This window comes from Gemmata sp. SH-PL17 (assembly GCF_001610855.1).
GTDB lineage: Bacteria > Planctomycetota > Planctomycetia > Gemmatales > Gemmataceae > Gemmata > Gemmata massiliana.
Genome location: NZ_CP011271.1, coordinates 514234 through 538321, shown reverse-complemented (window position 1 = coordinate 538321; position 24088 = coordinate 514234). Strand labels below are relative to the sequence as shown.

Annotated in this window: 17 protein-coding genes; 14 read left to right on the top strand and 3 right to left on the bottom strand. The window is 62.6% G+C overall.

What is annotated here, in order from left to right:
• The first annotated feature begins 133 nt into the window (after positions 1 to 133).
• The 5 genes from VT84_RS02120 (at position 134) to VT84_RS02100 (ending at position 8878) form a co-directional block, all read left to right on the top strand.
• The gene (locus VT84_RS02120) at positions 134 to 2131 is read left to right on the top strand and encodes a flagellar basal body P-ring protein FlgI (protein ID WP_157469107.1); all 1998 of its coding nucleotides are present in this window, start codon (positions 134 to 136) and stop codon (positions 2129 to 2131) included.
• 127 nt (positions 2132 to 2258) lie between these two features.
• Entirely contained in the window at positions 2259 to 6029 is a 3771-nt protein-coding gene (locus VT84_RS02115; protein WP_082838325.1) for an AAA family ATPase, read from the top strand.
• A 184-nt stretch (positions 6030 to 6213) separates the two neighbouring features.
• A complete protein-coding gene (locus VT84_RS02110; protein WP_082838324.1) occupies positions 6214 to 7068 on the top strand; it encodes a hypothetical protein in 855 nt (284 codons plus the stop codon).
• Positions 7069 to 7156: 88 nt separating this feature from the next.
• The gene (locus VT84_RS02105; protein ID WP_082838323.1) at positions 7157 to 8443 is read left to right on the top strand and encodes an IS701 family transposase; all 1287 of its coding nucleotides are present in this window, start codon (positions 7157 to 7159) and stop codon (positions 8441 to 8443) included.
• A gap of 105 nt (positions 8444 to 8548) precedes the next feature.
• Positions 8549 to 8878, top strand: coding sequence for a hypothetical protein (locus VT84_RS02100; protein ID WP_082838322.1), 330 nt, complete (start codon positions 8549 to 8551; stop codon positions 8876 to 8878).
• Positions 8879 to 9102: 224 nt separating this feature from the next.
• Here VT84_RS02100 and mqnE read toward each other — a convergent pair whose 3' ends face one another.
• Positions 9103 to 10245 (bottom strand): aminofutalosine synthase MqnE, encoded by a 1143-nt coding sequence (gene mqnE / locus VT84_RS02095; RefSeq protein ID WP_082838321.1) that lies wholly within the window; start codon positions 10243 to 10245, stop codon positions 9103 to 9105.
• A 296-nt stretch (positions 10246 to 10541) separates the two neighbouring features.
• Between mqnE and VT84_RS02090 the strand changes: the two genes are divergently transcribed.
• Positions 10542 to 11186, top strand: coding sequence for a TIGR03000 domain-containing protein (locus VT84_RS02090; RefSeq protein WP_082838320.1), 645 nt, complete (start codon positions 10542 to 10544; stop codon positions 11184 to 11186).
• Between the two features lie 97 nt (positions 11187 to 11283).
• On the opposite strand, the gene VT84_RS02085 is transcribed toward VT84_RS02090, so the two are convergent.
• Positions 11284 to 14886 carry a class I tRNA ligase family protein gene (locus VT84_RS02085; RefSeq protein WP_157469105.1) on the bottom strand — a complete coding sequence of 1201 codons (3603 nt, stop codon included), beginning with the start codon at positions 14884 to 14886 and terminating at the stop codon, positions 11284 to 11286.
• A gap of 302 nt (positions 14887 to 15188) precedes the next feature.
• On the opposite strand from VT84_RS02085, the gene VT84_RS02080 reads away from it, so the two are divergent.
• From VT84_RS02080 to VT84_RS37950, 4 genes are all read left to right on the top strand, one after another.
• The gene (locus VT84_RS02080; protein ID WP_082838318.1) at positions 15189 to 17804 is read left to right on the top strand and encodes a VWA domain-containing protein; all 2616 of its coding nucleotides are present in this window, start codon (positions 15189 to 15191) and stop codon (positions 17802 to 17804) included.
• A gap of 392 nt (positions 17805 to 18196) precedes the next feature.
• A complete protein-coding gene (locus tag VT84_RS02075; RefSeq protein WP_082838317.1) occupies positions 18197 to 18868 on the top strand; it encodes a hypothetical protein in 672 nt (223 codons plus the stop codon).
• 7 nt (positions 18869 to 18875) lie between these two features.
• The gene (locus VT84_RS37955; RefSeq protein ID WP_157469102.1) at positions 18876 to 19388 is read left to right on the top strand and encodes a hypothetical protein; all 513 of its coding nucleotides are present in this window, start codon (positions 18876 to 18878) and stop codon (positions 19386 to 19388) included.
• A 16-nt stretch (positions 19389 to 19404) separates the two neighbouring features.
• Positions 19405 to 20121, top strand: coding sequence for a hypothetical protein (locus VT84_RS37950; RefSeq protein WP_157469100.1), 717 nt, complete (start codon positions 19405 to 19407; stop codon positions 20119 to 20121).
• A gap of 206 nt (positions 20122 to 20327) precedes the next feature.
• On the opposite strand, the gene VT84_RS02070 is transcribed toward VT84_RS37950, so the two are convergent.
• Positions 20328 to 21089 carry a class I SAM-dependent methyltransferase gene (locus tag VT84_RS02070; protein WP_082838316.1) on the bottom strand — a complete coding sequence of 254 codons (762 nt, stop codon included), beginning with the start codon at positions 21087 to 21089 and terminating at the stop codon, positions 20328 to 20330.
• 186 nt (positions 21090 to 21275) lie between these two features.
• On the opposite strand from VT84_RS02070, the gene VT84_RS02065 reads away from it, so the two are divergent.
• The 4 genes from VT84_RS02065 to VT84_RS02050 all read left to right on the top strand — a co-directional run bounded on the left by VT84_RS02065 (position 21276) and on the right by VT84_RS02050 (position 24079).
• Positions 21276 to 21575, top strand: a complete 300-nt coding sequence (locus VT84_RS02065; protein ID WP_052561108.1) for a hypothetical protein — start codon at positions 21276 to 21278, stop codon at positions 21573 to 21575.
• Positions 21576 to 21658: 83 nt separating this feature from the next.
• Positions 21659 to 22213 (top strand): hypothetical protein, encoded by a 555-nt coding sequence (locus tag VT84_RS02060; RefSeq protein WP_157469098.1) that lies wholly within the window; start codon positions 21659 to 21661, stop codon positions 22211 to 22213.
• A 124-nt stretch (positions 22214 to 22337) separates the two neighbouring features.
• Positions 22338 to 23303, top strand: a complete 966-nt coding sequence (locus tag VT84_RS02055; RefSeq protein ID WP_082838314.1) for a DUF1559 domain-containing protein — start codon at positions 22338 to 22340, stop codon at positions 23301 to 23303.
• Between the two features lie 179 nt (positions 23304 to 23482).
• On the top strand, positions 23483 to 24079 hold the full coding sequence (locus tag VT84_RS02050) for an RNA polymerase sigma factor (RefSeq protein ID WP_052561105.1): 597 nt from the start codon (positions 23483 to 23485) through the stop codon (positions 24077 to 24079).
• Positions 24080 to 24088: the final 9 nt, after the last annotated feature.

The following is a 24088-nucleotide window of genomic DNA, read 5'->3' as shown; positions in this document are numbered from 1 at the left end:
TCATTCAAGTTGATCTTGACGCGAATTTTCGCGCGGCTATCTACCGCGACTCAATCGAAACACAGTGTTCGCGGGGCGGCCCGGTTCGGGGGAACTCGGGCGCCATCGTTCCGGGACGAACAAGGACGAACGCATGAACCGGGCGTGGAAACTCGCGGCGGGGATCAGTCGGCGCAACTTCCTCGCGTGGTCGGCCGCGGTCGGCGTCGCGGGCATGGTCGGGTGCAAGACCACCGAATCCAAGAAGGTGCAGACCCGGTCGCAGATCGGTGAGGACCCGTCCGACCCGGACTCGGTCCCCACCGTCGGGTCGAAGACGACCGTGGGTAACACCGAGTCGCTCGAAGTGAGCGGCGTCGGGCTGGTCTTCAACCTGCCCGGGACCGGTAGCAGCGCGTCGCCCGGCGTCTGGCGCACCATGCTCGAAGACAACTTGCGGAAGCGCCGCGACCAGACGCTCAACGTCAAGCAACTGCTCGACTCCCCCACGCGCACCACGTCACTGGTCATCGTGAGCGCGCTCATCCCGCCGGGCGCGCGGAAGGGCGAACTGGTCGACGTCCAGGTGACGCTCCCGAGCGACAGCCGGACGACGAGTCTCCAGGGCGGCGAACTGTACCCGGTGGAACTGCTCACGTCGGACACGACCGCGAACGTGAGCTCGCAGGTCCACGCCGGGAACGCGAGCGGCCCGGGCGGGCGCCTGCTGCTGGGTAACACGTGGGCCAAGGCGGAAGGGCCGCTCGTGGCGGGGAATTTCATTGAGGACGGTAAGACCGAAAAGGCAGACACCGACGCCGACGGGCGCCCGCTGTACCGCGCCGGGTTCGTCTCGGGCGGTGCCCGCGTCTCCATGAACCGGCCGTACTACCTGCTCCTCAACCCGAACGACCAGAACCCGCGGATCGGGGCCGCGATCGCCGAGCGCCTCAACAGCACGTTCCACACGACCTCGGACCCGAACCTGAAGGTCGCCGACGCCAAGAACCGCGAACTCATTCTGCTGAACGTGCCCACCGAGTACCGGCACAACCACTACCGGTTCCTGCTCGTCGCGCGCCAGGTGCCCTACGACCCGGTCCGCGCAGGGGGCGCGTACCGGCAGAAGCTCGAAGACGAGCTGATGGACCCCTCGACCGCACTCACCGCCGCCGTGAAGCTCGAAGCGCTCGGCGGCGACAGCCGGCGGAGCCTGAAGATCGGCCTGGAGAGCGCCTCGCCGTGGGTGCGGTTCGCGGCGGCCGAGGCACTCGCGTACTTGGGGCAAACGGACGGCGCGGCCGAACTCGCCCGGCTCGCGGAAGACCACCCGGCCCTTCGTGCGCAGTGCCTCAAGGCCCTCGCGTCCGTGAGCGACGCCTCGTCCTCTGACCGGCTCGTGGAGATGCTCTCCAGCGCCGACGCCGAGCTGCGACAGGGGGCGTTCATCGCCCTGCGGCTCGCGGACGAGCGGCACCCGGCCCTCGGCGGCAAACTGATGAACCGGTCGTACTACCTGCACCGGATCTCCTCCGGGCACGGGACGTCCGCGGTTCACCTGCCCGGGAGCGGGCGCAGCGAGATCCTGGTATTCGGAGACAACGTGAAGCTCCGCGGGCCGGTCCCGCCGATGCCGCTGGGCACCGAGTTCACCGTGTCGGTTCCGGGCGAAGACGGTATCGCGAAGGTGACGCGGGTCGTGCGCCCCAAGGGTGGAGAGCCGGAAGTCAAAGAGGTCGCCTGCGCCGCGGAACTCGGCAGCCTGCTCACCGCACTGGCGACCCTCGGGGGCGGGTACTCCGAGGCCCTCGAACTGGTCCGCCGGGCCTCGCGCACGGAGGTACTCTCCGCGCCGCTCGTCACCGACGCGGTCCCGCGCGAGATGAGCATCCAGCAGCTCTGCGGGTTCGCCAAGACCGACCCGACGCTGTCGAAGGTGAACGCGGAAGTGGCGAAGGTCGGTACGGTGCGCCCGACGGTCGACGCGAACGGCTTTGAAGTGCCGACCGTGTCGGACCCGCTCATCGCCCCGGCCGGCGCGCTCCTCCCGAAGCAGCCGCTCAACCGCGACCCGGGCCGCCTCTTCGGGCCGAAGCGCGTCTCGGACGCCCCGATGCTCGACCCGGCCGTCGTCCCCGCCGGCGGACAGTAAGTCGGATTCGACGTTCCAGAGTTCCGGGTTCCAAGTTGAAAACCTGCGACCAACCTTTGGGCCTGGGGACTGCAGCTTTATCCTCGAAGAACTTGCGGAACCTGGAACTCTGGAACGTTGAACTCTCATGTTGAAGAGACTGGAACTCGTTGGCTTCAAGTCCTTCGCGGACAAGACGCGGTTCGATTTCGCGCCCGGGGTCACGGGCGTGGTCGGGCCGAACGGGTCCGGCAAGAGCAACGTCGTCGACGCGGTCCGGTGGATCTTGGGTGAACAGTCCGCGAAGAGTTTGCGCGGCGGCGAAATGGCCGACGTGATCTTCAACGGCTCCAGTTCGCGCAAGAGCCTCGGCATGGCGGAAGTAACGGTCGCGTTCGATAACGCGCGCCGGTTGCTCTCCGTCGACGCGGACGAAGTGCAACTCACGCGGCGCGTCTACCGCGACGGCACCGGCGAGTACCTGATTAACGGCCAGATGTCGCGCCTCAAGGACATCAAGGACATCCTCCTCGGCAGCGGCGCCGGCTCGGGCGGGTACACGATCATCGCGCAGGGCCGGGTCGACGAACTGCTCCAGGCCTCGACGAAGGACCGGCGCGAGATCTTCGACGAGGCCGCCGGCATCAGCCGGTTCAAAGCGCGAAAAAACGAAACGCTTCGCAAGCTCGCGTCCGTCGAGTTGAACCTGACGCGGTCGAAGGACCGACTCGACGCGCTCGACGGCCAGCTCCGCACGCTGCGCATGCAGGCGGCGAAGGCGCAGAAGTACAAGGAGCACTCGGACCGCCTGCGCGAACTGCGCGTGGGGCTGAGCGCGCGCGAGTTCCGTGCGCTCACGGTCGCGCTAGTGGCCGAGCAAGAATCGCTCGCATCGCTCAAGGTCGAAGTGTCCGGCGCAACGACCGAGGCCGAACAGCTCGAACAGCGGGCCAAGGAACTCGACTGGTCGGTTTCGCGGGGTGAAGAAGCGCTGCGGCACCACGAAGCGAAATTGTCCGACGCGCGCCAGCAGATCACCGGCTTCGAGGGAACGCTCAAGCACGAGCGCGTTACCGAGCAGGCCCTCGAAGCGGAACTGCTGAAAGTTGGACGACAGCGCGCGGACCTCGGCCACCGGCTGAAAGTGATCGAAGCGGACGCGGCTCGCGCTGCGATCGAGGGCGAGGCCGCCGAATCGCGCCTGGCCGAAGAGAAGTTGCACGCAGACGAAGTGAGCGCGGCCCTCACCGCGACCGTCGCTCAGCTCGCGGAACTGGATCGCGAGCAATCAGAAGCACTGCTCCAGCAGATGGAGTTGGTGCGCGAGTCCGCGTCCAGCAAGTCCACCGCCGAGGCCACGCTCGCGCAAGTCACCCGGTTGCAGAAAGAGTACACGCGCAAGCTCGCCGACCGCGAGCATAAGTCCGCCCAGCGCGCGACCCTCGCACATGCCCTCGACGGGCTGTCCCAGGCCGACGCGGACGTGCAAGCGCGCCTCAACGCCGCGAACGAGCAGCTCGACGAACAGACCGCGAACCGCGACGAACTCGCCGACCAACTCGCCGACGTCCAGACGCGGCTCGAAGGTTTTCGCGTGCGCCAGGGCGACTTGCGCGGGCGCATCGACGTGCTCGAAGGGCTGGAGCGCTCGTTCGAGGGCTTGGGCACGGGCGTTCAGCAAGTGTTGCAACGGATCAAGGGCGAGGAACCGACCGATCCGGGTGCGGTCCTTCACCCCTCATCCGCGCTGGTCATCGGACTGGTGGCCGACCTGCTGACGGTGCCGCGTGAGGTCGCGCCGCTCGTCGAACTCGCGCTCGGCGACACCGCCCAGCGCTTCGTCGTCCGCTCGCCGGAAGTCGTGGACGCGGTCGCCGCGGCCGTGGGCGACGTGACCGGGCGCGTGGGGTTCGTGCCACTGGGGGAACCTACCCCCCCAGCCCCCCTCCCTGAAGGGAAGGGGGAGCAGGAATTTGGCTCAGATCTTTCTCCCCCTTCCTTCTTAGGGAAGGGGGTTGGGGGGTTAGGTTCTGCCTTCAACCCCTCCCCAACCCCTCCCCTAAACGGAGAGGGGCTTAAAACCAGTGGTTCCTCGCTCGCCGACTTCGTCTCGTGCGATCACCCGAATTGCGCCGCGCTCCCCACACAGTTGCTCGGGCGCGTGCTGCTCGCGGACACGCTCTCGGACGCACGGTGGCTGGCCGCGGTTCACCCCGCGCACCGCATCATCACGCGCACCGGTGAGTTGCTCGAACCGGACGGCACGCTCACCATCGGTCCGCTCAAAGCGGAAAGCGGTCTGGTGTCGCGTAAGAGCGAGTTGCGCGAATTACGCGAACAGTTCCGCGCCACGTCGGAGCTGATCACCGACACCGAAATCGAACTCGCTGACCTCCGGCGCCAAGCCGAGTCCGCCGAGGGCGTGATCGAGGCCGTCGAAGCGGAAATCTCGCTCCTCTCCGACGAAGCCGGTGACCTGCTCCAGCGCATCGCGCGTCAGCGGCAGCAGGTCGAGAACCTGGACGCCGAAATCGACCTCAACCGCGGCGAATCCCGCCTGCTCGAACAGCAGGTGCAAGAGGGCGAAGCCGCGTGGACCGCGGCGCGAATGGCGGCCGAGGAAGCCGAACTCGCGGCCGCTCAACTCACGGCGCGGCTCGCAGAGGTGAAGCAGGGTCTCGCCGCAGGTGCCCAGGAACGCAGCGCTCGCGAACAGGATCATACCGCGGCACAGGTAGCGCTGAGTCGCGCCGCTGCGGACCGCGAGCGCATGCGTGAGCGCCTCGCACAAATCGAGACCGACCTCCGGAAGCGGAAGATCGAAGCGGTCGACCTTAGCGCCGCGGACCGCAACGCACGCGGCCGGCTCGCGGACTGCACGCTCTCCGCGCTCCGCGCGTCGTCGGGCCAAGCGGAAGCGTACCGCGAAAAGGAATCGCGCGAGCGCCTCGTCGCCGAACTCGGAGAGAAGACCGCGACCGACCGCACCGCACGCGAACGGGTCCGGGACCGGCTCCACGAACTCCGTCACGGGTGGCAGGAGAAGCAGTCCGCGGCGCACGCACGCGAACTCGCGGTTCACGATCTCAGTGCCCGACGCGACGCCGTGGCCCTGCGGATTCGCGAAGATTACGGGGTCGAACTGCAACAGATCACGGACGAGTCGCACGAACAGGCGCCCGATCCGAGTGCCGCACCGAGCGAGGAGGGGGCAGAAGCCCCGGCGCCCGATCTCCTCAACGCACAGCAGGAAATCGACGAACTGAAGCGCAAGCTCGCGCGGCTCGGCAGCGTGAACATGGAGGCGCTCGAAGAACTGACGCGCGTGGAGGGAGAGTTCAACTCGCTGCAGGCCCAGCACGACGATCTGAACGCGGCCCGTCAATCGCTCCAGCAGATCATGGACGAGATCAACGGCAACAGCCGCAGCCTGTTCACGGACACACTCACGGCCGTCCGCGGGTACTTCCAGGAGCTGTTCCGCAAACTATTTGGCGGCGGACAGGCCGACATTGTCCTCGAAGACGAATCCGATGTGCTAGAGTCGGGTATCGAGATCACGGCGCGGCCGCCGGGCAAGGAACTGCGGTCGCTGTCGCTGCTCTCCGGCGGCGAGAAAACGCTGACCGCGGTGGCTCTGTTGCTCGCGATCTTCCGCAACAAGCCGTCGCCGTTCTGCATCCTAGACGAGGTGGACGCGGCACTCGACGAAGCGAACACGCAGCGGCTCGCGGGGGTGCTCCGTGAGTTCCTCGACCGCAGCCAGTTCATCGTCATCACGCACAAGAAGCGCACGATGGCCGCGGCGGACCGGCTCTGGGGCGTGACGATGCAGGAGAGCGGCATCAGTCGCCTCCTACCGATGCGGTTTGAAGACTGGACCGACGAAGAAGAGAGCACAACCAGCGCCGCGGCGTAAGTAACGATCGCACCGCATCAAACAGTGATCCAACTTTTTCTATCTCGCGCTCCGGGCTATACACTCGCGCCCGGTAGCGTGTCGGCACGGTGTTCGCGTTAATTGTCACCTGTGGACGCACTCTCCGCGTCCGTTGCACGAAGAATCATCGCCCGCGAAGGCACTTCTCGCGGAGACTTTTGGCATGAGTTTCTTTTCCGTTCGCCGCGCCGTACTGGTCGGCTGCGCGGCACTTCTGCTCACGGGCGCAGCGCGCTTCGGGGTCCACAAATTCCTGTCGTCCGCGCGCGGAAAGGCGATGGTCGCGGACCGACTCGGCACGGCGTTCGGGATGCCGGTCGAAGTGTCCGAGGTCAGCGTTCAAGACGGCGAATCGTCGTTCGGCTTCCGCGTCATGGACCCGGCCGATCCGAAGGCCGAAGTGCTGAACGTGCCCTCGGCCTCGACGGACATCGGCACCACCGATTTCGTGACCGGCCGCGTCGCGCCCTCAACGCTTCACGTGAAGAACCCCGCACTCACGCTGCGGATCTCGACCGACGGGAGCGTCCTCACACCGGTCCCGTCGCTACCAGGGACGAGTGAAGCCTTCCCCGCGGTAGTTGTTGACGGGGCGCGACTCTCGATACGCCAGGAGGGGCGCCCGGCGTTCGCAGTGAGCGGGGTGAACGTGAAATTCACTCCGGTCGGCGAGCGGATTATTGTGTCCGGCGCCGTGAAAGACGCGAAATGGGGTTCGTGGAGCATCACCGGGGAGTTTCGAGGCGATCGCGCGGGTTGGGTCGAACTCGCGTGCCCTAACGCGCCACTAGACCGCCAGTTACTCGAAACGGTCCCGTTTCTCCCGTCAGATGCGTTCGAGGATGTGGAATTGATGGGGCGCGCCGCAGTGAAGGTGCGACTGACACTCACCGCGACCCGCGACATACAGCCGAGCGTCGAGATCCGCCCGACGGTCGCCCTTTTCGGCGTTCCGCTCGGGCCGTGCTTCCGGCTCGTACCCACATCCGACGGTTACTACTTCGAGCCGATCCGCTGAGTGGAGACTTGGGACTATCGGACGGAAGCCTAACACTACAGCGCGGGTTCGCGGCCGGTGAATAAGATGGGCCATCGGAGGGCATCCGATGACGGACCAGGAAATCGCAAGGTTAGGGCCGGCGTTCGCCCACTATCTGGGTCGGTATCGCGGCTGCTTCTTACAGAAGCGGACGGCCGACCACTTCGACAACTACGGTCGTGGTTTGCTCTCGGAGCTGCCGCGCAAGAGCGTCGAGCCGATCGCCCTGGCCTGTGGAACGGCGGTCCGCACCCTCCAGGAGTTCCTCACGACCGCCGACTGGCAACACGAGTCGGCGCGTGAGCAACTCCAACGGCGATGCGCCGAGGTGCTCGACGGGTTGCCCGGCGATGACCTGGGCACGGTCGGGGTGATCGACGAGACCAGTGCCGTGAAGAAGGGGGACCGGACGCCGGGCGTGCAACGACAGTACCTGGGGTGCGTCGGGAAGATCGACAACGGCATCGTGACCGTGCACGTGGGCGTCGCCAAGGGCACGTTCCAGGCCCTGTTGGACGCGGACCTGTACCTGCCCGAGTCGTGGAACGCGGATCGCCCGCGGTGCCAGGCGGCGGGCATCCCCGACGAGGTCCGCTATCGCCCCAAGTGGCGGATCGCCTACGAGCAGTTGGTGCGCCTGGATGCCCACGGGGTGCGGTTCGACTGGCTCGTGTTCGATGAAGGGTACGGGTCGAAGGTGCCGTTCTTGCGCGCCCTCGACGCCGTGGGCCAGCCGTTCGTGGGCGAAGTGCCCGTGAGCTTCTCGGTGACAACGGCCGCGCGCGACGAGCCGCGGCGCGCGGATTCGGTGCTGCGTGCCGACGACGCCCGGCGGGGCCGACGATTCCGGGTGTCGCGCAAGACCGTTGGCGACACCCGGTGGCGTGCGACGAGCCGGTTGATCGAGGTGCGTGGGTGCCGCTGGATGCTGGTGGTGGCGCAGAACGAATCGACGGCCGAGGTCAAGTACTTCGTCACCAACGCGACCGACGAACCGCTGGCGCGTGTGCTGCGGGTGGCGTTCCGGCGCGCGACGATCGAGCACCAGTTCCGGGTGGCCAAGAGCGAAGCGGGGATGACGCACTACGAGGGCCGGCAGTACGTCGGGTTGGTGCGGCATCTGATCTTGGGCCTGGTGGTGCTCGGGTTCGTGTCGATCCACACGGACCGGCTGCGGGGGGAAAAAACCGCAGGTGACGATGGAGCAGGTGTGCCGGGCGCTGAACGCCCGATGTGCGGTGACGTTCCGTCGGAGGCGCGGGACGCCGGAACTACTGCACGTCGGAGAGGTCATCCGCTACCACCAACGGCGGAACGAGCAGGCCACGAGAGCGCACAAAAAATGGCGACATAGATGCATCATCTAAACCCGCGCTGTAGTGCTAAATACCTCCCGCCAAATGCGGAAGTGATGTGGGATACACTAACGGCGTCGCCCGGCTGAATGAGGAAGCCGCCCATGTCCCTGAACGTGGAAGAGTCGGACCTCGACTTTCGTCGCTTCCGCTGCTGCGGGGATGAAGACCTTTACCCCTTCGAGTGCCCCCGCTGCGGCCGACTCATGGTCTTCTGCTACGAGTGCGACACTCTGCACGGCGACCTGAAAAACCTGGGGTCTCAGGCGTTTCCGGTTAACAACTCTGACCCGACTCGGCCCATCTTCTCCTGCCCCGGATGCGAGTACGCCTTCGAGTACTGGTTCATCCGGGATTGTCGGTACAAGGCATCGGTCGAGCGTTGGGTGAACGCCGGGTTCGGCCACCTCCTCAACTCCACTGAGTTGAGTTGAACCAACCGAGCATCACTTCTCCATTTGGCGGGAGGTATTTAGTAGTGGTCCACCTATCAATCAGTGTCGGGTAGTTTCGGGCCGAAAAACCTGTGATTTTCAGCCAAACAGCCCGACATCGAGTGATAGACGGACCAGTAGGTCGGGCTGTGCCCGACGCAACATTCACAGCCACATATGTCGGGCACAGCCCGACCTACGAGTGCCGCTTTTGTCCCTAATCCTTAGTTCAGCGGCACGAGCTTGCGACCGGTCGCCCATTTCTTTTCGGCCGGCTTATCACGCACGACTTCGTGGTAAAGCGTATCGCGCTCAACCGGAGTCCGGCCCGCCTCTTCGATCAACCGGCGCAGGTCGCGCACGGTCAGTTCCTGGGGCGAATCGCTCCCGGCCGCGTGGTAGATCGTTTCGTGGACCACGGTGCCATCAATGTCGTCCGCACCGTAGCTCTGAGCCACCTGCGCGACCTTTACAGTTAGCATCTGCCAGTACGCTTTGATGTGCGGGAAGTTGTCCAGCATCAACCGCGACACCGCCATGACCTTCAGGTCCGTCATCCCGCTCGGCTTCGGAATCCCCTTACCCAGCGGATTGTTCGTCGGGTGGAACGCGAGCGGAATGAACGTCTGGAACCCGCCCGTCACGTCCTGTAGGTCACGCAGTCGAATCATGTGGTCGATGCGGTGCTCGGGTTTCTCGATGTGGCCGTAGAGCATCGTCGCGTTCGACTTGCCGCCCAGTTCGTGCCACTCTTTATGCACGCGGAGCCACTGGTCCGCGTCGGCCTTGTAGTCGCACAGCTTCGAGCGCACTTCCGGGTGAAAAATTTCCGCCCCGCCACCGGGTAGCGAACCGAGCCCCGCGGCCTTCATTTCTGCGAGCAGTTCGCGCGTGGGGCGCTTCGTAATGCGCTCGAACCAGTCCCACTCCACGGCGGTCCACGCCTTCAGGTGCAGGTCCGGGTACGCCTCGTGGATGCTGCGGATGATGTTCAGGTACCACTCGTAGGGCAGTAAGTGGTGCAGCCCACCGACGATGTGAAGTTCGGTGGCCCCCTGCGTGCTGGCCTCGCGCGCGCGCTGAAGGATCTGTTCGTCGCTCATCACGTAGCCGTTGGGCGACTTCAGGTCGGCCCGGAACGAGCAGAACGCGCACCGGTACACGCACACGTTCGTCGGGTTCAGGTGCTGGTTCACGTTGTAATAGGTGACGTTCCCGTTCTTCTTCTCGCGCACGAAGTTCGCGAGTTCGCCGAGCGCGAACAGGTCCGCGTTCTGGTCGAGAAACAGCCCGTCGTCGAACGTGAGCCGCGTGCCCGAGTACACCTTATCGCGGATGTCGGCGAGCCGGCCGGCGGTCGTGGTCATGTCTGCTCCGAGGTTCCGGTTCCCCGGTTCAGTCCGTTTTACGCCCCACATCGAGACACCGCGTCGCATGTTCGGCGCGGCTTCCCTCGGCGCACGAAACGGGCTGAACCTGGAACTTCTTCCCGTGTTTTATCGCTCCCGGAGCTAACCGCAATCGGCGCCAGAGTGTTAACCCCTATGTCCGGCACCCGAGAGTCTGGGAACTGTGGAGAGTGTGGGTTGAATGCGGGCACCTGTGGCGCAGAATCCGATTGGTGGGGCAGGATTCCAACACGGACTGACACCGGAGACGTCTCATGCAACGGCTGTTGCTGCTGGCCGCTCTCGCGGCCGGCGCGGTCATGTGGTCGGCGGGCAGCGCGAGCGCGCAGCAAAGGCACCTGGGTGGGGCGCACCCGACCTCGGTCACCTGGCCGTGCGTCACGCCACCGGGGTGGTACACGAACACGTACAAGCATGCGTGGTACCTCCCGTGGTACGCCTATTACAACTACAGCCAGGGGCCGTACTCGAACTGGGCATCGGGCGGTGGGTACGCGAGCTACGCCTACTGCGGACCGGCCGGGCACTATTACTGGCCCAACGCGGGTGCGCAATCGGCCACGGGCGCCCCGGCCAGCAGCGAACCGGCCCCGAAGGACGAGAAGGTTGTACCGAAAGAAGACAAGAAGCCCGAAAAGGCCGAGGGGCGCGTTTCGGTGACGCTTCCGGCTGACGCGACGCTGCTGTTTAACGGCACGGCCGCCACTGGCACCGGCACGGTGCGCACGTTCCGCACGCCGGCCCTGCAACCGGGCCAGAACTACCGCTACGAACTGACGGCGGAAGTGGTGCGCGACGGCCGCACCGAGCGCGTGACCGAATCGGTCGTGGTGCGCGCGGGCGAAACCGCAACGGTGACGCTCACCCCGACGGGAATCTCCACGGCTTCTGCGAAGTAGTTGCGCCAGTCGAAAGTCGAAAGGTCGAAGGTCATAAAGTCGAAGACACCCTTTTGGGAAGTCTTCGACTTTGCGACTTACGACTTTCGACGGTGTGTTACGCCCTGACGACGCGCAACGCGATCACGAGCGGTTGGCCGTCGATCTTCACGGTCGCCGTATGAACGTCCGCGCCGCTGAGCGGGACGTCGCTCCACTGCGTGGCCTGTACCGCGGTCGTGATGGTTTGCCGGTGTTCGGTCAGCGCTTTCGCGAGATCTGGAGCGTCCGCCGACAGGTGAAGCGCGATCTTGTCGAGCAGGTCGAGTTTCGCGTCCTTGCGGGCGCTCTGAACCTGGCGCACCACGTCGCGCGCCAGCCCTTCGAGCTTCAGCGCTTCGGTGATCGTAGTGCTGATCGCGACCTGCGTGCCGCGGTCCGCAACGCCGGCCCACCCCGCACTCGCCGCGAACGCGATGTTGAAATCGGTCTTGTCCAGCGACACACCGACCAGTTCCACCGGCCCGCGATCGAGACGCGAGGCGAATTCCGTCTGGTCTTGCTTCGCGAGCGTCTCTTCGGCCTCCTTGAGCTTGGAACCGAACTTGCTCCCGGCCACTTTCTTGTTGAGCTGCACGCTCGCCGTGAGCAGCGCCCCAACTGCGGGATCGTGCAGGCGAACAGACTTCACGTTCAGTTCGTCGAGGATCAGATCCCGGAAGCGCTCGACGGCCCGCTTGTCCGCGTCGCCCAACAGTGCGCCGGTTTTGTCCTTCACCGGCGACGGCGATACCACCAGTTCTGCGAGCGGTTGACGCACGTTGAGTTTCGCCTGCTGGCGCGCGGCCAGACCGAGCGAGATCACCCGCTGAACGGCCCGCATGTCTTCCGAGAGTGCCGCGTCACCGAGTGCGTCTTCCGCAACCGGGAAGTCGCTCAGGTGGACGCTCTCCGGATCGGTGGGCAGGCGCAGGTTCTTCCACATCACCTCTGTGATGAACGGCACGCACGGCGCCATCAGTTTGCACAATGTCGTGAGCGTCGTGTAGAGCGTTTGGTACGCGGCGCTCTTGTCCTTGAGACCGGCGGCATCGAGGTCGGCGTTCTTACTGTGCAGCCGGTCCTTGTTGCGCCGGACGTACCAGTTCGAGAGATCGCCCTCGATGAACTCCTCGGCCTTCAGCGCGAACGTCATCACGTCATACGCGGAGTACGCGGCCCGCGCGTCCTTGACGAGCAACTGAAGGTTCGAGAGCAGCCAGCGGTCGATGTCCTGGCGCTCCGCGACCGGCACGTGCGGCGCGGCCGGGTCGAAGCCGTCGCCGATGGCGTAGTTGCAGAACATCGAGTACGTGTTCCACAACTTGAAGAACACGCGCGAGCGCACTTCGGCGGCCGGCTCCGGGCCGAAGTTAAGGTTCGCGGCCGGGCTCTGCCGGGCGTACAGCCAGCGCATCACGTCCGCGCCGATCGCTTGGAACGGCAGCGCGTTACCCTTGGGGTCTTTGAGCGCCCCGCCCCGATCCGCCGCGGCGATGAACTCGATGGAGTTCCCCGCGGTCTTGTGCATCTCGTGCCCGTACTGGTCGCGCACGTTACCGTGCCCGAGCAGCGTTTTAAACGGCGGCTTGCCGTCGCTCATCATCGTGGACAGCGCCAACAGCGCGTAGAACCAGTTGCGGAACTGCCCCGGGAAGCTCTCCGTGATGAAGTCCGCGGGGTACCACTTGTCCCAGTACGCGCGGTCGGTGTTGTACTTCAGCGTGGAGAAGCCCACGATGCCCGCGTCCAACCACGGGTTCCCCACGTCCGGTACGCGCGACATCAGGTTGCCGGTCTTGGCGTTCCGGATCTTCACGCGGTCGATCCACGGACGGTGCGGCGTGTGACCCTCGAACTCCGCCCAGCCCTCGACCGCACGCTCCTTCAGTTCCTGGTAACTGCCGATCACCTCGAACTGCGTCGGGTCGTTCTCGTCCACCCAGATCGGGAGCGCGAGCCCCCAATAGCGCTTCTTGGAGATCATCCAGTCGCCCATGTTCCCGAGCCAGTCGAGTTCGCGCTTCTGCCCGCCGATGGATTCGGGCAGGAACTTGACCTGGCGAACGACGTCGGCGATGTCTCCTCGGAACGAGCCTTTGTCGTCGCGCGGGTAGGTCCACTCGTCGTTGACGCGCTCGCCCTTCGGCCCCATGTTGATGAACCACTCATCAACGAGCCGGTAGAGCAACTCCGTCTTGCACCGCCAGCAGTGCGGGTAGCGGTGGACGTAGCGCTCCGTCGCGAACAATCGGTCGTTCGCCTTGAGTTGCTCGAACACCGCGTCCGCGGTCGTTGGATCAACCGCGTTCTTACCCGTGAGCGCGCCGAAGCCCGGCACGAACACGCCGTCGTCACCGATCGGCGCGACCGGCGGCAGGCCGTTTTCCTTGCCCCACTGGTAGTCGATCGCACCGCACCCCGGCGCGGTGTGGACGATCCCGGTCCCCTCGGTTTCGGTCACATCCTTGCCGCCGGAGACGACGCGGTGCGCGTGCGCCGCGGTCACTTGCGGCCACTTGCCGCTTTGCTTCGTGATCTTCGCGACTTCTTCCGGGTAGCCGTACTCGTGGTTCTGCGCGGGGAGATCGTCGAACGGGCCGACGTACTCCCAACCGAGCAGGTCGTTCCCCTTCACTTCGCCGACGATCTCGTAACTGTCGCCCTTACCGGCCTTCACCTTGAAGTGCTGCTCGATGGTGACGAGGTTCGGCACCTCCTTCAACCACGGGCGCGTCTTCTTGGAACCGCCTTCTTCCTCGTCGTCCCCGCCCTCACCGCCACTCCCCTCCATGCGGTTCAGCTTGAACGCACCTTTAGCGACGTAATAGATCTCGCCCTTCAGTTTGATCTTCAGGTACGTGAGTTCGGGGTTGATCGCGGCGCCCACGTTGCTCGTGAGCGTCCACGGCGTGGTGGTCCACACGAGGAGGTTTTCCTTCTCGCGCCCCTTCAGTGGGAACTTCACGAAGCAGGCGCGGTGCTCGACGAGCTTGTACCCCTCCTTCATCTCCTGCTCGGAGATCCCGACGCCGCAGCGCCCGCACCACGGCATCACGTCGTACCCGCGACCGATCAGCCCCTTGCAGAAGCACTTCTTGAGGAACGACCAGATCGTGTAGTTGTTCTCCTCGCTCATCGTGAAGTACGACTTGCGCTCGTCCGGGGTCTTGGCCCAGTCCGCGTCGGTGCGGTCCCAGTCCATCCAGTATCCGAGACGGATGCTCTGGTTCGTTTGCACGCGGGCGAACTCGTTCACGCGGTCCTTGCACGCCTGCACGAACTTGTCGATGCTCGCTTCCGGGTTGCCGGGCACGAGGTTCTCGATGTCGCGCTTGCTCTTCAGCCCGAGCGATTTTTCGACCTCGACCTCGACCCACAGCCCCTGGCAGTCGAACCCGTTCTGGTACCGCAGCTCGTGCCCGGCCATCGCGAAGTAGCGGTTGTACAAGTCCTTGTAAGTACGACCCCAGGCGTGGTGAACGCCCATCGGGTTGTTCGCCGTAATCGGGCCGTCGAGGAAGCTCCACTTGGGCTTGCCCGCGTTGAGCGCCTTCCGCTTGTCGAAGATCTTGTTGTCGTCCCAGAATTGCAGGATCATGCGTTCCAGGGATGGGAAATCGACCGCGGACTCGACCTTCTCGAACGGCATGACGAACGCCCCTTTTTGCTGTAGTCGCAAGGCTTACTCTACCAGTTGACCCCGCACCGGACAGCCGGGTTCGCGGGGGCCGGATGTCGCAACCCCAGCACGGCAGCGAACAAAGGCCCGTCTTCGGCCCGCGCTTTGAGCATCACCATAGTTAAAGTCACTTCTGCACTTCGCCGCGACGTGAAAAGCAAAGCGAAACTACCCACCTGTATACCAATCCTTACGCTCGGTACACTCCACCTCAACTTCACAAATAAACGCTCCCGATTCGGCTCTCGAGAAGCTAAATTGGCGGCGTTAGCCCCATCACCCTCGATTCTGCTGAGAAACCAATGGCCAAGACCCCGGCCGGCAAATCCGCCGCTCCCCAAAAGACCGCTGCCCCAAAAAAGCCGGCCGCCAAGCCGAAGACGCCCAAAGCGAAAGTGACTCCCGGCGCCCCCGCACTAGCCCCAGCCGCAGCGCTCGCACGCATCAACACGCGGAGCAAGTTCACGCTGTTCAACCTGCTCGGGCAGCCGCGCGGCTACTACCTCGTGGAACCGGTCGAACTCGAACGCGACGAATCCGCGGGTAGTGCGAAATCGGTGGCGCACAGCGTCATTGTCGTGGACCGGTCCGGGTCGATGTATTCCGACCTCGCGGCGACCAAAGAGACGCTGCTGAAGATTCTGACGCTCGATGAGTACGCCCAGTACAACCTGCTCGTCACGCTCATCTCGTACTCCAGCGTGGGCGACGTGACGTGCCACTTCGAGCGCGTGCCGATCCGCGAGATCATGAAGAAGGACTCGAAGTACCAGAAGGACATCAAGTCGATCCGCACCTCGTGCGCGACCTGCATCTCGCAGGGGCTGCGCATGGCGTCCGAGAAGGTGAAAGCCGGCGAACTGACCGCGATCACGATCCACACCGACGGTTACGCGAACGACCCCTCGTCCAACTCCGAAGCGACCGCGCTCATCAAGTTGTGCGACGACATGAGCGGCAAGGACGTGTTCGTGAACACGCTCGCCTACGGCAACTACACTGACTTCCGGTTGCTCTCGCGCGTGGCGAACGCGGGGAGCGGCTCCTGCATCAAAGCGGGCGACATCGGCGCGGTGTACTCGTCGCTCTACAACTCCACCAAGACGCTCGGTAGCTCCGTGACGCCGCCCATTGAGGTGCCGCTCGGCGAGTACGATTATCAAGTGTTCATCTCGCGCGGCGCGGGGCGCGCGAACGGCTCCGCGGGCACGCTCTCGATCCGCGGGCTGAAGTCCGAAGACGACGCGATCGTTTACAAATACCGGAAACTCACGAAGGCCGAATACGACAAGCTCGACGTGCCCGTGGAGCAGACGAGCGAGGCCGTGTTCGCGTTCGCGAAGGGGAATTTGGCCGAAGGGAACCTGAACACCGCGAAGTACGCGCTCGGCAGCACGTTCGACGCCACGCTCGTCGGCGCGCACGCCCGGGCGCTCACGAACAACCAGGTCGCGGCGATGGCCCAGGACATCGACGCGCTCATGCTCTCCGACCCGGGCCAACTGAGCGCCCACACAGTGCTCGATCAGGTGCCGGTCAACAAGAAGATCCCGTTCCTGGTGCTCATCAATCTGCTTGATGCGAACCGCGGGAACTTCGTCATCAACCGGCAGGCGCTGCAAGAGGTGTACGTCCGACGCGGGCTGAAGCGCATCCCCGGCGTGCGCAACGACGACGGTACCGTGACCGAGCCGACGCTCAAAACTGAGTTTGTGAACGAGGACACGTACCTGCCGATCTCGTCGTTCGACGTGAACCGGAACACCGCGACGATGAACATGATGCTGACGCGCAAGGTGCGGCTCGTGCCCGCCGCGGGCGGCGCGCCGATCACCGAGGTCGCGGGGATCAAGCTCGACAGCCTGAGCACGTTCAACAACTATACGCTTGTGGGCGACGGCGAACTCACGGTGCCGTTCCTCAAGGTTAAGATTTCGGACAAGTCACTGTTCGACAAACTGATGAACGAGGGCGTGCTCGAACTCGACGGGGCGCCCACGACGAAGTACGACAAGGACCAGGAATACACGCTGCGGCTCGACCAGCTCCCGATCGTCCCGCCGTTCGAGGGTTCGGTGGAACTCGGCGGCGTGTTCGACGACCTCGCCAAGCTCAAGGTGCTGTCCAGCCTGTGCGGGGCACACCTCAAGGAAGAAGCGGCCGACCTCACGCCGGAGCAGGTCGAGGAACTGAAAAAGCACTACCTCTCGAAGAGCCTGTTCCTCAACTTCCCGACCACGAACCCCTACGTGAAACTCGAAGACGCGCTCTCCGACGGCAGCGTAGACACCCGCACGAGCTACAAGATCGACGTCGGCAGCAAGCACATCCTGAACCTCTCGAAACTGCACAGCGCGAACAAGTTCCTGGACCGCATGTACGAGGTGGTCGGCGCGGACGGCAAACCGATGGACAAACCGGCGTTCGAGGACGTGCTCGATGGGAACGTGACCTACAAGCACAAGACGCTCTCGGCGAAGACGAAGGTGACGAAGGTCGACGACTTCATGAAGGCGCTCTTCGATGATTTTCTCGGGCTGCGACCGAACGGGGCCGTAGTGAAGATCCTCGAAGGCGTGGGGGCGGACAAACTCGCCGCGATCGTGAAGGACCGCGCGAAGGGCAAGCAGCCTGGGCGCAAGGAGTTTGTGGAGGCGCTCGCCGACGCCCGCAAGAAGCTCGACGCGCGATCCGACGCACTGTTCGCGGAGAAGCTCAGCGCGCTCGTCTTCTACGTGGGCGCGACCGGTCTGCTCCCCGACGAAGTGGAAGCGAAGGCACAATCGGCGGACGTGCTAGCCGGCAAGTACCCGGACCTCGCGTTCTCGAAGGACGAAAAAGAAGGCACGTTCTTCGAGGTCGGCGACACGATCCTCAGCGTGTACGCCAAGACCGAATACTTCTCACGCGATAAATGATTTCTCAAACACTTCAGAAGTACATCGCACAGAAGTTGCCACAAATCGTTTCCAAACAACCTCTTGTGAAAAATAATTCGCAAGAGGTTGTTTGGAAACGATTTAGGCGCATTAGCCCCTAGATTGCGGAATTCTAAGCCGCTGCATGCAAGAACGTGGTACTCACGTTTTTTCGCCTTTGATCCTCTCTGGCGATTATTTTGCTCCAATTTGAGCCTCCCAAATGCAATCTCGTCTGCGTTATGCATTTGGGAGGTTCTCGCCCCTTTGTTGACAAAATCCCTACAATAAGAGCTTCTTATCCCTTCATTACGCAGATTCCTAACACCAGAACGTCGGTTCGCGGTGTAAGGTGAGGAGGGGCAGGAAGTTAGTGCGGAGGAAAACCAGGCGTGCCGAGACACTTGATTTTACCAAAAGATGCCTTTGAAGATTTTCGGTCTCTTCTGGCCCTGCGCTCGGAGCAACTTGAAGCTCTTGTTAGTTTTTTTGCGACCGCGGAGTCGGTTACATCGGTAGGGGCTGACGCCGCTGAACGCATTGCTGCCAAACTTGGCATTGATTACGAAGCAGCGAGAAACATTGTCTTTGTATGCACTTTTCTTCTGTCCGTTGTTGAGGATGGACGTCCGGCAGAAGAAGTCCTTCTCGATGTAAAGGCGTTCACAACAGAATACATTGACCAGAATGACAAACAATTACTAGGAAATTTCGACAAGTACCGCCCCCTTTACCTATCGCTCTTGACGCCGACAACGGAGCGATTGCGTGCGCAAAAGGTGCAATACCTTGAAGATTTGCGACCGAAGGTAACCTCCTTCCGCACGGTTTGTGAACTTCGCCCAGTTTTTGAAACCCGTGAGAGTGAAGAACAGATAACCGGTTTGATCCCGATTGTGTCATTGGTAGTTGAGATGACCGAATCGGACCGAGTAATCCTTCACCTATCTCCAGCACAACTGAAAAATTTGCGCGAAGTAGTCGCCCGAGCCGACAAGAAGATTGCTGCGTTGCAGACTAAATTCGGGACCGAACTCCTAACCAGCGCCAATGAAGACGAGTGACAATAACGTGTTGAAGGCATACGCCAAGCATCGGGCGGGTAACAAATCTCGAAAGCCAGAAATGGCCGTCGGAGGGAGTACGTTTATCCCCCCCGGCAAAACCTCTCTTGGAAGCTCACGAGGAGAAACGGCAGAGAGAATTAAACTAGAAGGCGCCTTTATTCTCGACCCAGCTACATTCACTCACGAACACTTTCGTGAATTTTTGTGGGCAGGCCTCCGACTTCTTGCGAAGGAGGCGTCGGTTAGAGGTATGCCTGCCGAGCAAAAAAACCGGCTACTGAGTAAGGCTTTTGACTGTTTCTATGGTGTTTCTGTTGATTTATGGAGTGACTTAAAGCGATTTCTAACCTCAGCGGCATCAGTTAGCCACAACCAAGTAGATGAACCTTACATCGCTTTACCTGAATCACTAGCGGCATTTGAAGAAAATCAACCAGCACCCGTTGATTTTTTCTATGAGCCAGACATTGAGCTTCTGAACCCCGATGACCGAATTCATGATTTCGATGACCAATAAATTATGGTAGTTCCAAATGTTGAGAAGTGTTGACGCAACGCGAGCGTTATGCCAAGGGGACATCATTATTGATGTCCCCTTCTTCGTCATTCCAAAGGCCATCACACTTGTTCTTCACGGGGAAAAAGAGCGGATAACAGGTTCCCCTGCGGATCTCGCTTCGTTTCGCAATGCTAAAGATAAGGCAAAGCAATCCCAGAAGGGGCTTCTGGCTATTGAGATGCCTATTGAAGTCGAATGTGGCATAATCCTCACTCAAGATTGTGATCTCGATAACAAAGATGCGATTACAGTTGCTAGACTCTATCCATTAGCTACCTATGCAGTCGCAGTGAAAGATGCACTAACACTTGACGAGCCATTAATTATTTATGATTTCAAGAAACGAATTACTGAGGGAGCTGATTTCGCAAATTTAATTTATACTGGCCAACCGATTGATGAAACCCTGATGTGTGCTGATTTATTGAGAACCCAGGTTTTTCCGAAGGCAAAATGGTACGACTACCTTCGCGGAAATCGTGTAAAAGGTCTGCATGAACAAGGTCTTAGATACCTACAGGGTAGACTTTCGGCGTTCACTGGTCGATTTGCAACTGACACTGGGTTCTGGCATACCGAAATTGATAAAATATGTGCTGCAAAATTGCAGGCAGATAAAAGCCTTTTACAAAAGGCGCATCAAGATTTAGCGAGCAAGAAAGCTTCAAAAAAGCCCGAGACCCCTCAATGACGCTATTCCTTTTCATTCATGCTTGACTGGTGCGCAGACAAGCTCGCGTCCCAGTCAAGCCTTCCAGCGCCGATGAGAAATTGCGGTTAGTTTCTGCCCGACTGATTACATCTCTCGATTTCTATCCATTTGTTCAAATCCACATCCATCACCTCAAAACCTTATCGTTGATAGCCAGGTACAGCGCATTACCACCGACATCCTGTCTACTTCTTCGGTTCTTTCTTGGTGAAGATCACGACGTGCTGCCACGGCAGCGTGCCCACCGTCTTCGTGTGCGCCATCTCCGGGAACGGGGTCATTTCCTTCAGCACCTGGCGCTCGCTCATCTTGTGGACGAGTTTGATCGCGACCTTGTCGTCTTCCAGCCGGAACTCGACGAACACGAGCCGCCCGCCCGGTTTCAGCGCCTCGACCAGCTTCTCCGCCATCTCGAACGGGTGCTCGAACTCGTGGTACACGTCCACCATCAGGATGAGGTCGACCTTCCCCGCCGGGAGCTTCGGGTCCGTTGCGGTCCCCTTCACCGTCTCGATGTTGGTCACTTTTTGTTTCTTCGCCTTCGCGGTCACCAGGTCGAGCATCTCCTGCTGAATGTCCGACGCGATCACTTTCCCCTTTTCGCCGACGAGCGGGGCGATCATGAACGTGTGATACCCGCTCCCCGCGCCCACGTCCGCGACCACCATGCCCTCTTTGATCTCCAGCGACTTGATGAGCTTCTCCGGGTCTTCTTCCTTGATGCGCTCCTTGCGCTCCAGCCACCCCGCGGCGCCGTACCCCATTACGTGCGCGATCTCGCGCCCCATGTAGAACTTCCCGATCCCGTCCCGGTCGTGCTCCTCGCGGTACTCGTACTTGGGCTTCTCCCGCTTCGGGGCCGCTTTCGGGGGATCTTCGGCCCCGGGTGCCGTGCCCCAGCCGCACGCGAGCGCCACAACGACCCCGACCGCCAGTACGCGCTTCATGTTATGCGCCTCCGGTGAAGTTCACGGACCCCGGACCCATCGTAACCGCCGGGAGAAAAATTCGCGCGAGGGTATTGACAACGCCGCATGTAAACGCATTTTCAATACTGAACAAATAAACAAAATACCAAAGACACCGGGAACGGCCCGGGCGTTAGTGCGGGACGAACTCGGAGGTGACACGCCATGCCACACTGGTCGAGCTACACCTCGTACTCACTGTACTTCGACGGGGGCGATATGACCGAGGACGATACGGAATTCCTGCTCGCGGTCGCGTCGTTCCAGAAGCGGTTCGGGCGCCGGTACCCCACGTGGCTCGAAATCCTACACATCGCCCGGTGCCTGGGCTACCGCAAGGTCGCGGGCGCGATCCCCATCGAGCAACCGCTCCCCTCCAAGAGTGAACCCGACGGACCAAACCGAAAGCGGGTGCATGCGCAGGAAAGTGCGGGAAACTCTGGCGTTGTCGACGGTGCGGCGTAGAATGCGGCTACCTCCCGCCCGCTCAACCCATGCGCGTATTTCGCCAATTCCGGTCACGCTCACTCCGCCACCTGGTGGCGGTCGTGGCCCTTTTAGCGCAATTCGTCGCAGCGGCCGGTGCTCCAGTTCCGTCGAGCCGCGTGCGCGTTAATCAGGGCGCACCGTTCCCCTGTCAGGATCACCCTTGCGGGTGCGCGACCAGCGAACAGTGCTGGGCCGGCGATTGCTGCTGCTTCACGCTCGAACAGAAGCTCGCGTGGGCCGACGCGCGCGAAATCGTCCCACCGGCCCACGTCCGCCCGATGGTCGAAGAGCGCAAGCAAGCGGACAAGGCTTGCTGCACGAAAACGGCAGCAGACCCATGCTGCTCCCACGCGGACACAACATCTAACACGTGCCACGAACACGCGCAGCCCCAAAAGATCGCACCGAGCGTGCGGTGGGTCGCCGGGATGTTCGCTCAGAAATGCCGTGGGGAAGGCCCGGGCGGGTTGCTCAAGCTCGAACTGGTCGTCGTGCCCGAGCAAAACGCCGCGCCGCGTTCCGCGTTCGACCCCGTTGACTCTGTGACGCACTCGAATTCTCGCGTAACAGCCATTTCACTCTGCCCGCCGACTCCCCCTCCACGACTGGTCTGACACTTCTTTACGCACGCCAACCGTACTCCGACTAACGAGAGTTGCGGGCGCGCTCCTACCTAATCACCGTTTCCGCGCTGGCCCGAGCCAGTGTCGATTCACTCACATACTGTGCGAGACACCAATGACCAAGCGCCATGCTTTTACTCTGATTGAATTGCTCGTTGTGATCGCGATCATCGCGATTCTAATCGGGTTACTCCTGCCCGCCGTGCAGAAAGTGCGAGAGGCCGCAGCCCGGATGAAGTGCTCGAACAACCTCAAACAACTCGGACTCGCGATGCACAATCACGAGAGCGCGATGGGGGTGTTCCCACAAGGGCGTAACGCTTATCCGCAGGTCGTATCGGCCCCGGCCCGCCTGCTCGCTTACGTCGAGCAAGAGAACCTCCAGCGGCTCATCGACCCGAACGGCACGCTCGCGGCCGGTAGCCAAAACGACCTCGCGGGGAAGAACCGCGTTGGGCTGCTCGTGTGCCCCAGCGATCCGCAGAACGGCCAGGTGCCCGGTAGCACCTACTTCGGCACCAACTACGTCGCGTGCAACGGGACCGGGGTGACTTTCGACACGGCCGGGAACATCACCGGGTACCTGAAAATCGGCGACGGGAACGGTGTCTTCGCCCAAAGGCCCACGCGGATCGGGGACATCACCGACGGCACCTCGAACACGGTCGCGTTCAGCGAGAGCCTGCTCGGTAACGCCTCGGCGGTGAGCAGCCTCCCGAGCGACCCGCAAACGATCCGATCGGTGGTGCTGGAAGTGTCCGGCGGGGATGACCCGACTCCGGCCAATTGCGACGGCGGGAAGGGCGTGTGGAACCCGCGCCGCAGCGAACAGTGGATCAACGGGCACTACGGCAACACGCTTTACAATCACTACTATCCGCCCAACCCGGTCGGGAAGTGGGATTGCGGCAACGGCAGCCACAACAAGGGTTTGGCGGCCGCACGCAGCAACCACACCGGCGGTGTAAGTACTCTCCTCTGCGATGGTTCCGTGCGATTCGTGCGAGATTCCGTGGCGATCGATACGTGGCGTGCGCTCGCCACGCGCAACGGGGGCGAGATCGTTCCGGGCGATTTCTAGTCGTTCTTCGGTCCAAACGCGAATTCCGCCCGCGGCCGCCAACGGACCGCGGGCGGCGGTGTTATATTCCCTGAACGGGAGTGGCTGTAACGTGCTTCTGGTGCTGGACAACCGGCGGCACGGGCGATTATGGTGGATTCACCGGTCGCCCCACCACCCCGCACTGCCGGACGAGCCGCGTGACCCGTGAACCAGAGCCACCCCTCCCCGACGAGGAGGCCGAATGGATACGGGCCGCCCAAACCGGCGACCGGTCCGCGTTCGCGCGGCTGATCGACTGTTATTGGGACCGCCTGTACCGCTGGCTCTACCACCTGACCCGGGACCGCCACACGGCCGAGGATCTGACGCAGGAAACGTTCCTGCGGGCGCTCGCGGCGGTGAAGTCGTTCCGGCCCGGGAGCAACTTCCGGGCGTGGGTGTTCCGCATCGGTCACAACAACTTTGTGAACCAGAAGCGGGCCGAACGGCGCACCAAGCACCAGCTCCCGGACGACTCGGCGGCGCCGGGGGAGGGGAGCGTGGAGGCCAACACGGAGAACCGCGAGGTTCTGGAAGTGGTGGGCCAGGCCGTCGCCGACCTGCCCTCCGACTTCCGCTCGGCGATCCTGCTCCGCGTTCACGAGGGGTTGTCATTCCGCGAGATCGCGAAGGTGCTCAACACCACGGAAGAAACGGCCCGGTGGCGCGTGTTCAAGGCCCGACAGAAACTGATGAAGGTACTTTCGCCGGAACTGCTCCCGCCCGGCGCGGTTTCAGAGGAAGCAAAAGAGTGACGCTCACTC

Excerpts from the sequence above, each read along its gene's own strand:
- VT84_RS02120 (WP_157469107.1), top strand. The coding sequence starts at position 134 with ATGAACCGGGCGTGGAAACTCGCGGCGGGGATCAGTCGGCGCAACTTC.
- VT84_RS02115 (WP_082838325.1), top strand. The coding sequence starts at position 2,259 with ATGTTGAAGAGACTGGAACTCGTTGGCTTCAAGTCCTTCGCGGACAAG.
- VT84_RS02110 (WP_082838324.1), top strand. The coding sequence starts at position 6,214 with ATGAGTTTCTTTTCCGTTCGCCGCGCCGTACTGGTCGGCTGCGCGGCA.
- VT84_RS02105 (WP_082838323.1), top strand. The coding sequence starts at position 7,157 with ATGACGGACCAGGAAATCGCAAGGTTAGGGCCGGCGTTCGCCCACTAT.
- VT84_RS02100 (WP_082838322.1), top strand. The coding sequence starts at position 8,549 with ATGTCCCTGAACGTGGAAGAGTCGGACCTCGACTTTCGTCGCTTCCGC.
- mqnE (WP_082838321.1), bottom strand. The coding sequence starts at position 10,245 with ATGACCACGACCGCCGGCCGGCTCGCCGACATCCGCGATAAGGTGTAC.
- VT84_RS02090 (WP_082838320.1), top strand. The coding sequence starts at position 10,542 with ATGCAACGGCTGTTGCTGCTGGCCGCTCTCGCGGCCGGCGCGGTCATG.
- VT84_RS02080 (WP_082838318.1), top strand. The coding sequence starts at position 15,189 with ATGGCCAAGACCCCGGCCGGCAAATCCGCCGCTCCCCAAAAGACCGCT.
- VT84_RS37950 (WP_157469100.1), top strand. The coding sequence starts at position 19,405 with ATGTTGAGAAGTGTTGACGCAACGCGAGCGTTATGCCAAGGGGACATC.
- VT84_RS02070 (WP_082838316.1), bottom strand. The coding sequence starts at position 21,089 with ATGAAGCGCGTACTGGCGGTCGGGGTCGTTGTGGCGCTCGCGTGCGGC.
- VT84_RS02065 (WP_052561108.1), top strand. The coding sequence starts at position 21,276 with ATGCCACACTGGTCGAGCTACACCTCGTACTCACTGTACTTCGACGGG.
- VT84_RS02055 (WP_082838314.1), top strand. The coding sequence starts at position 22,338 with ATGACCAAGCGCCATGCTTTTACTCTGATTGAATTGCTCGTTGTGATC.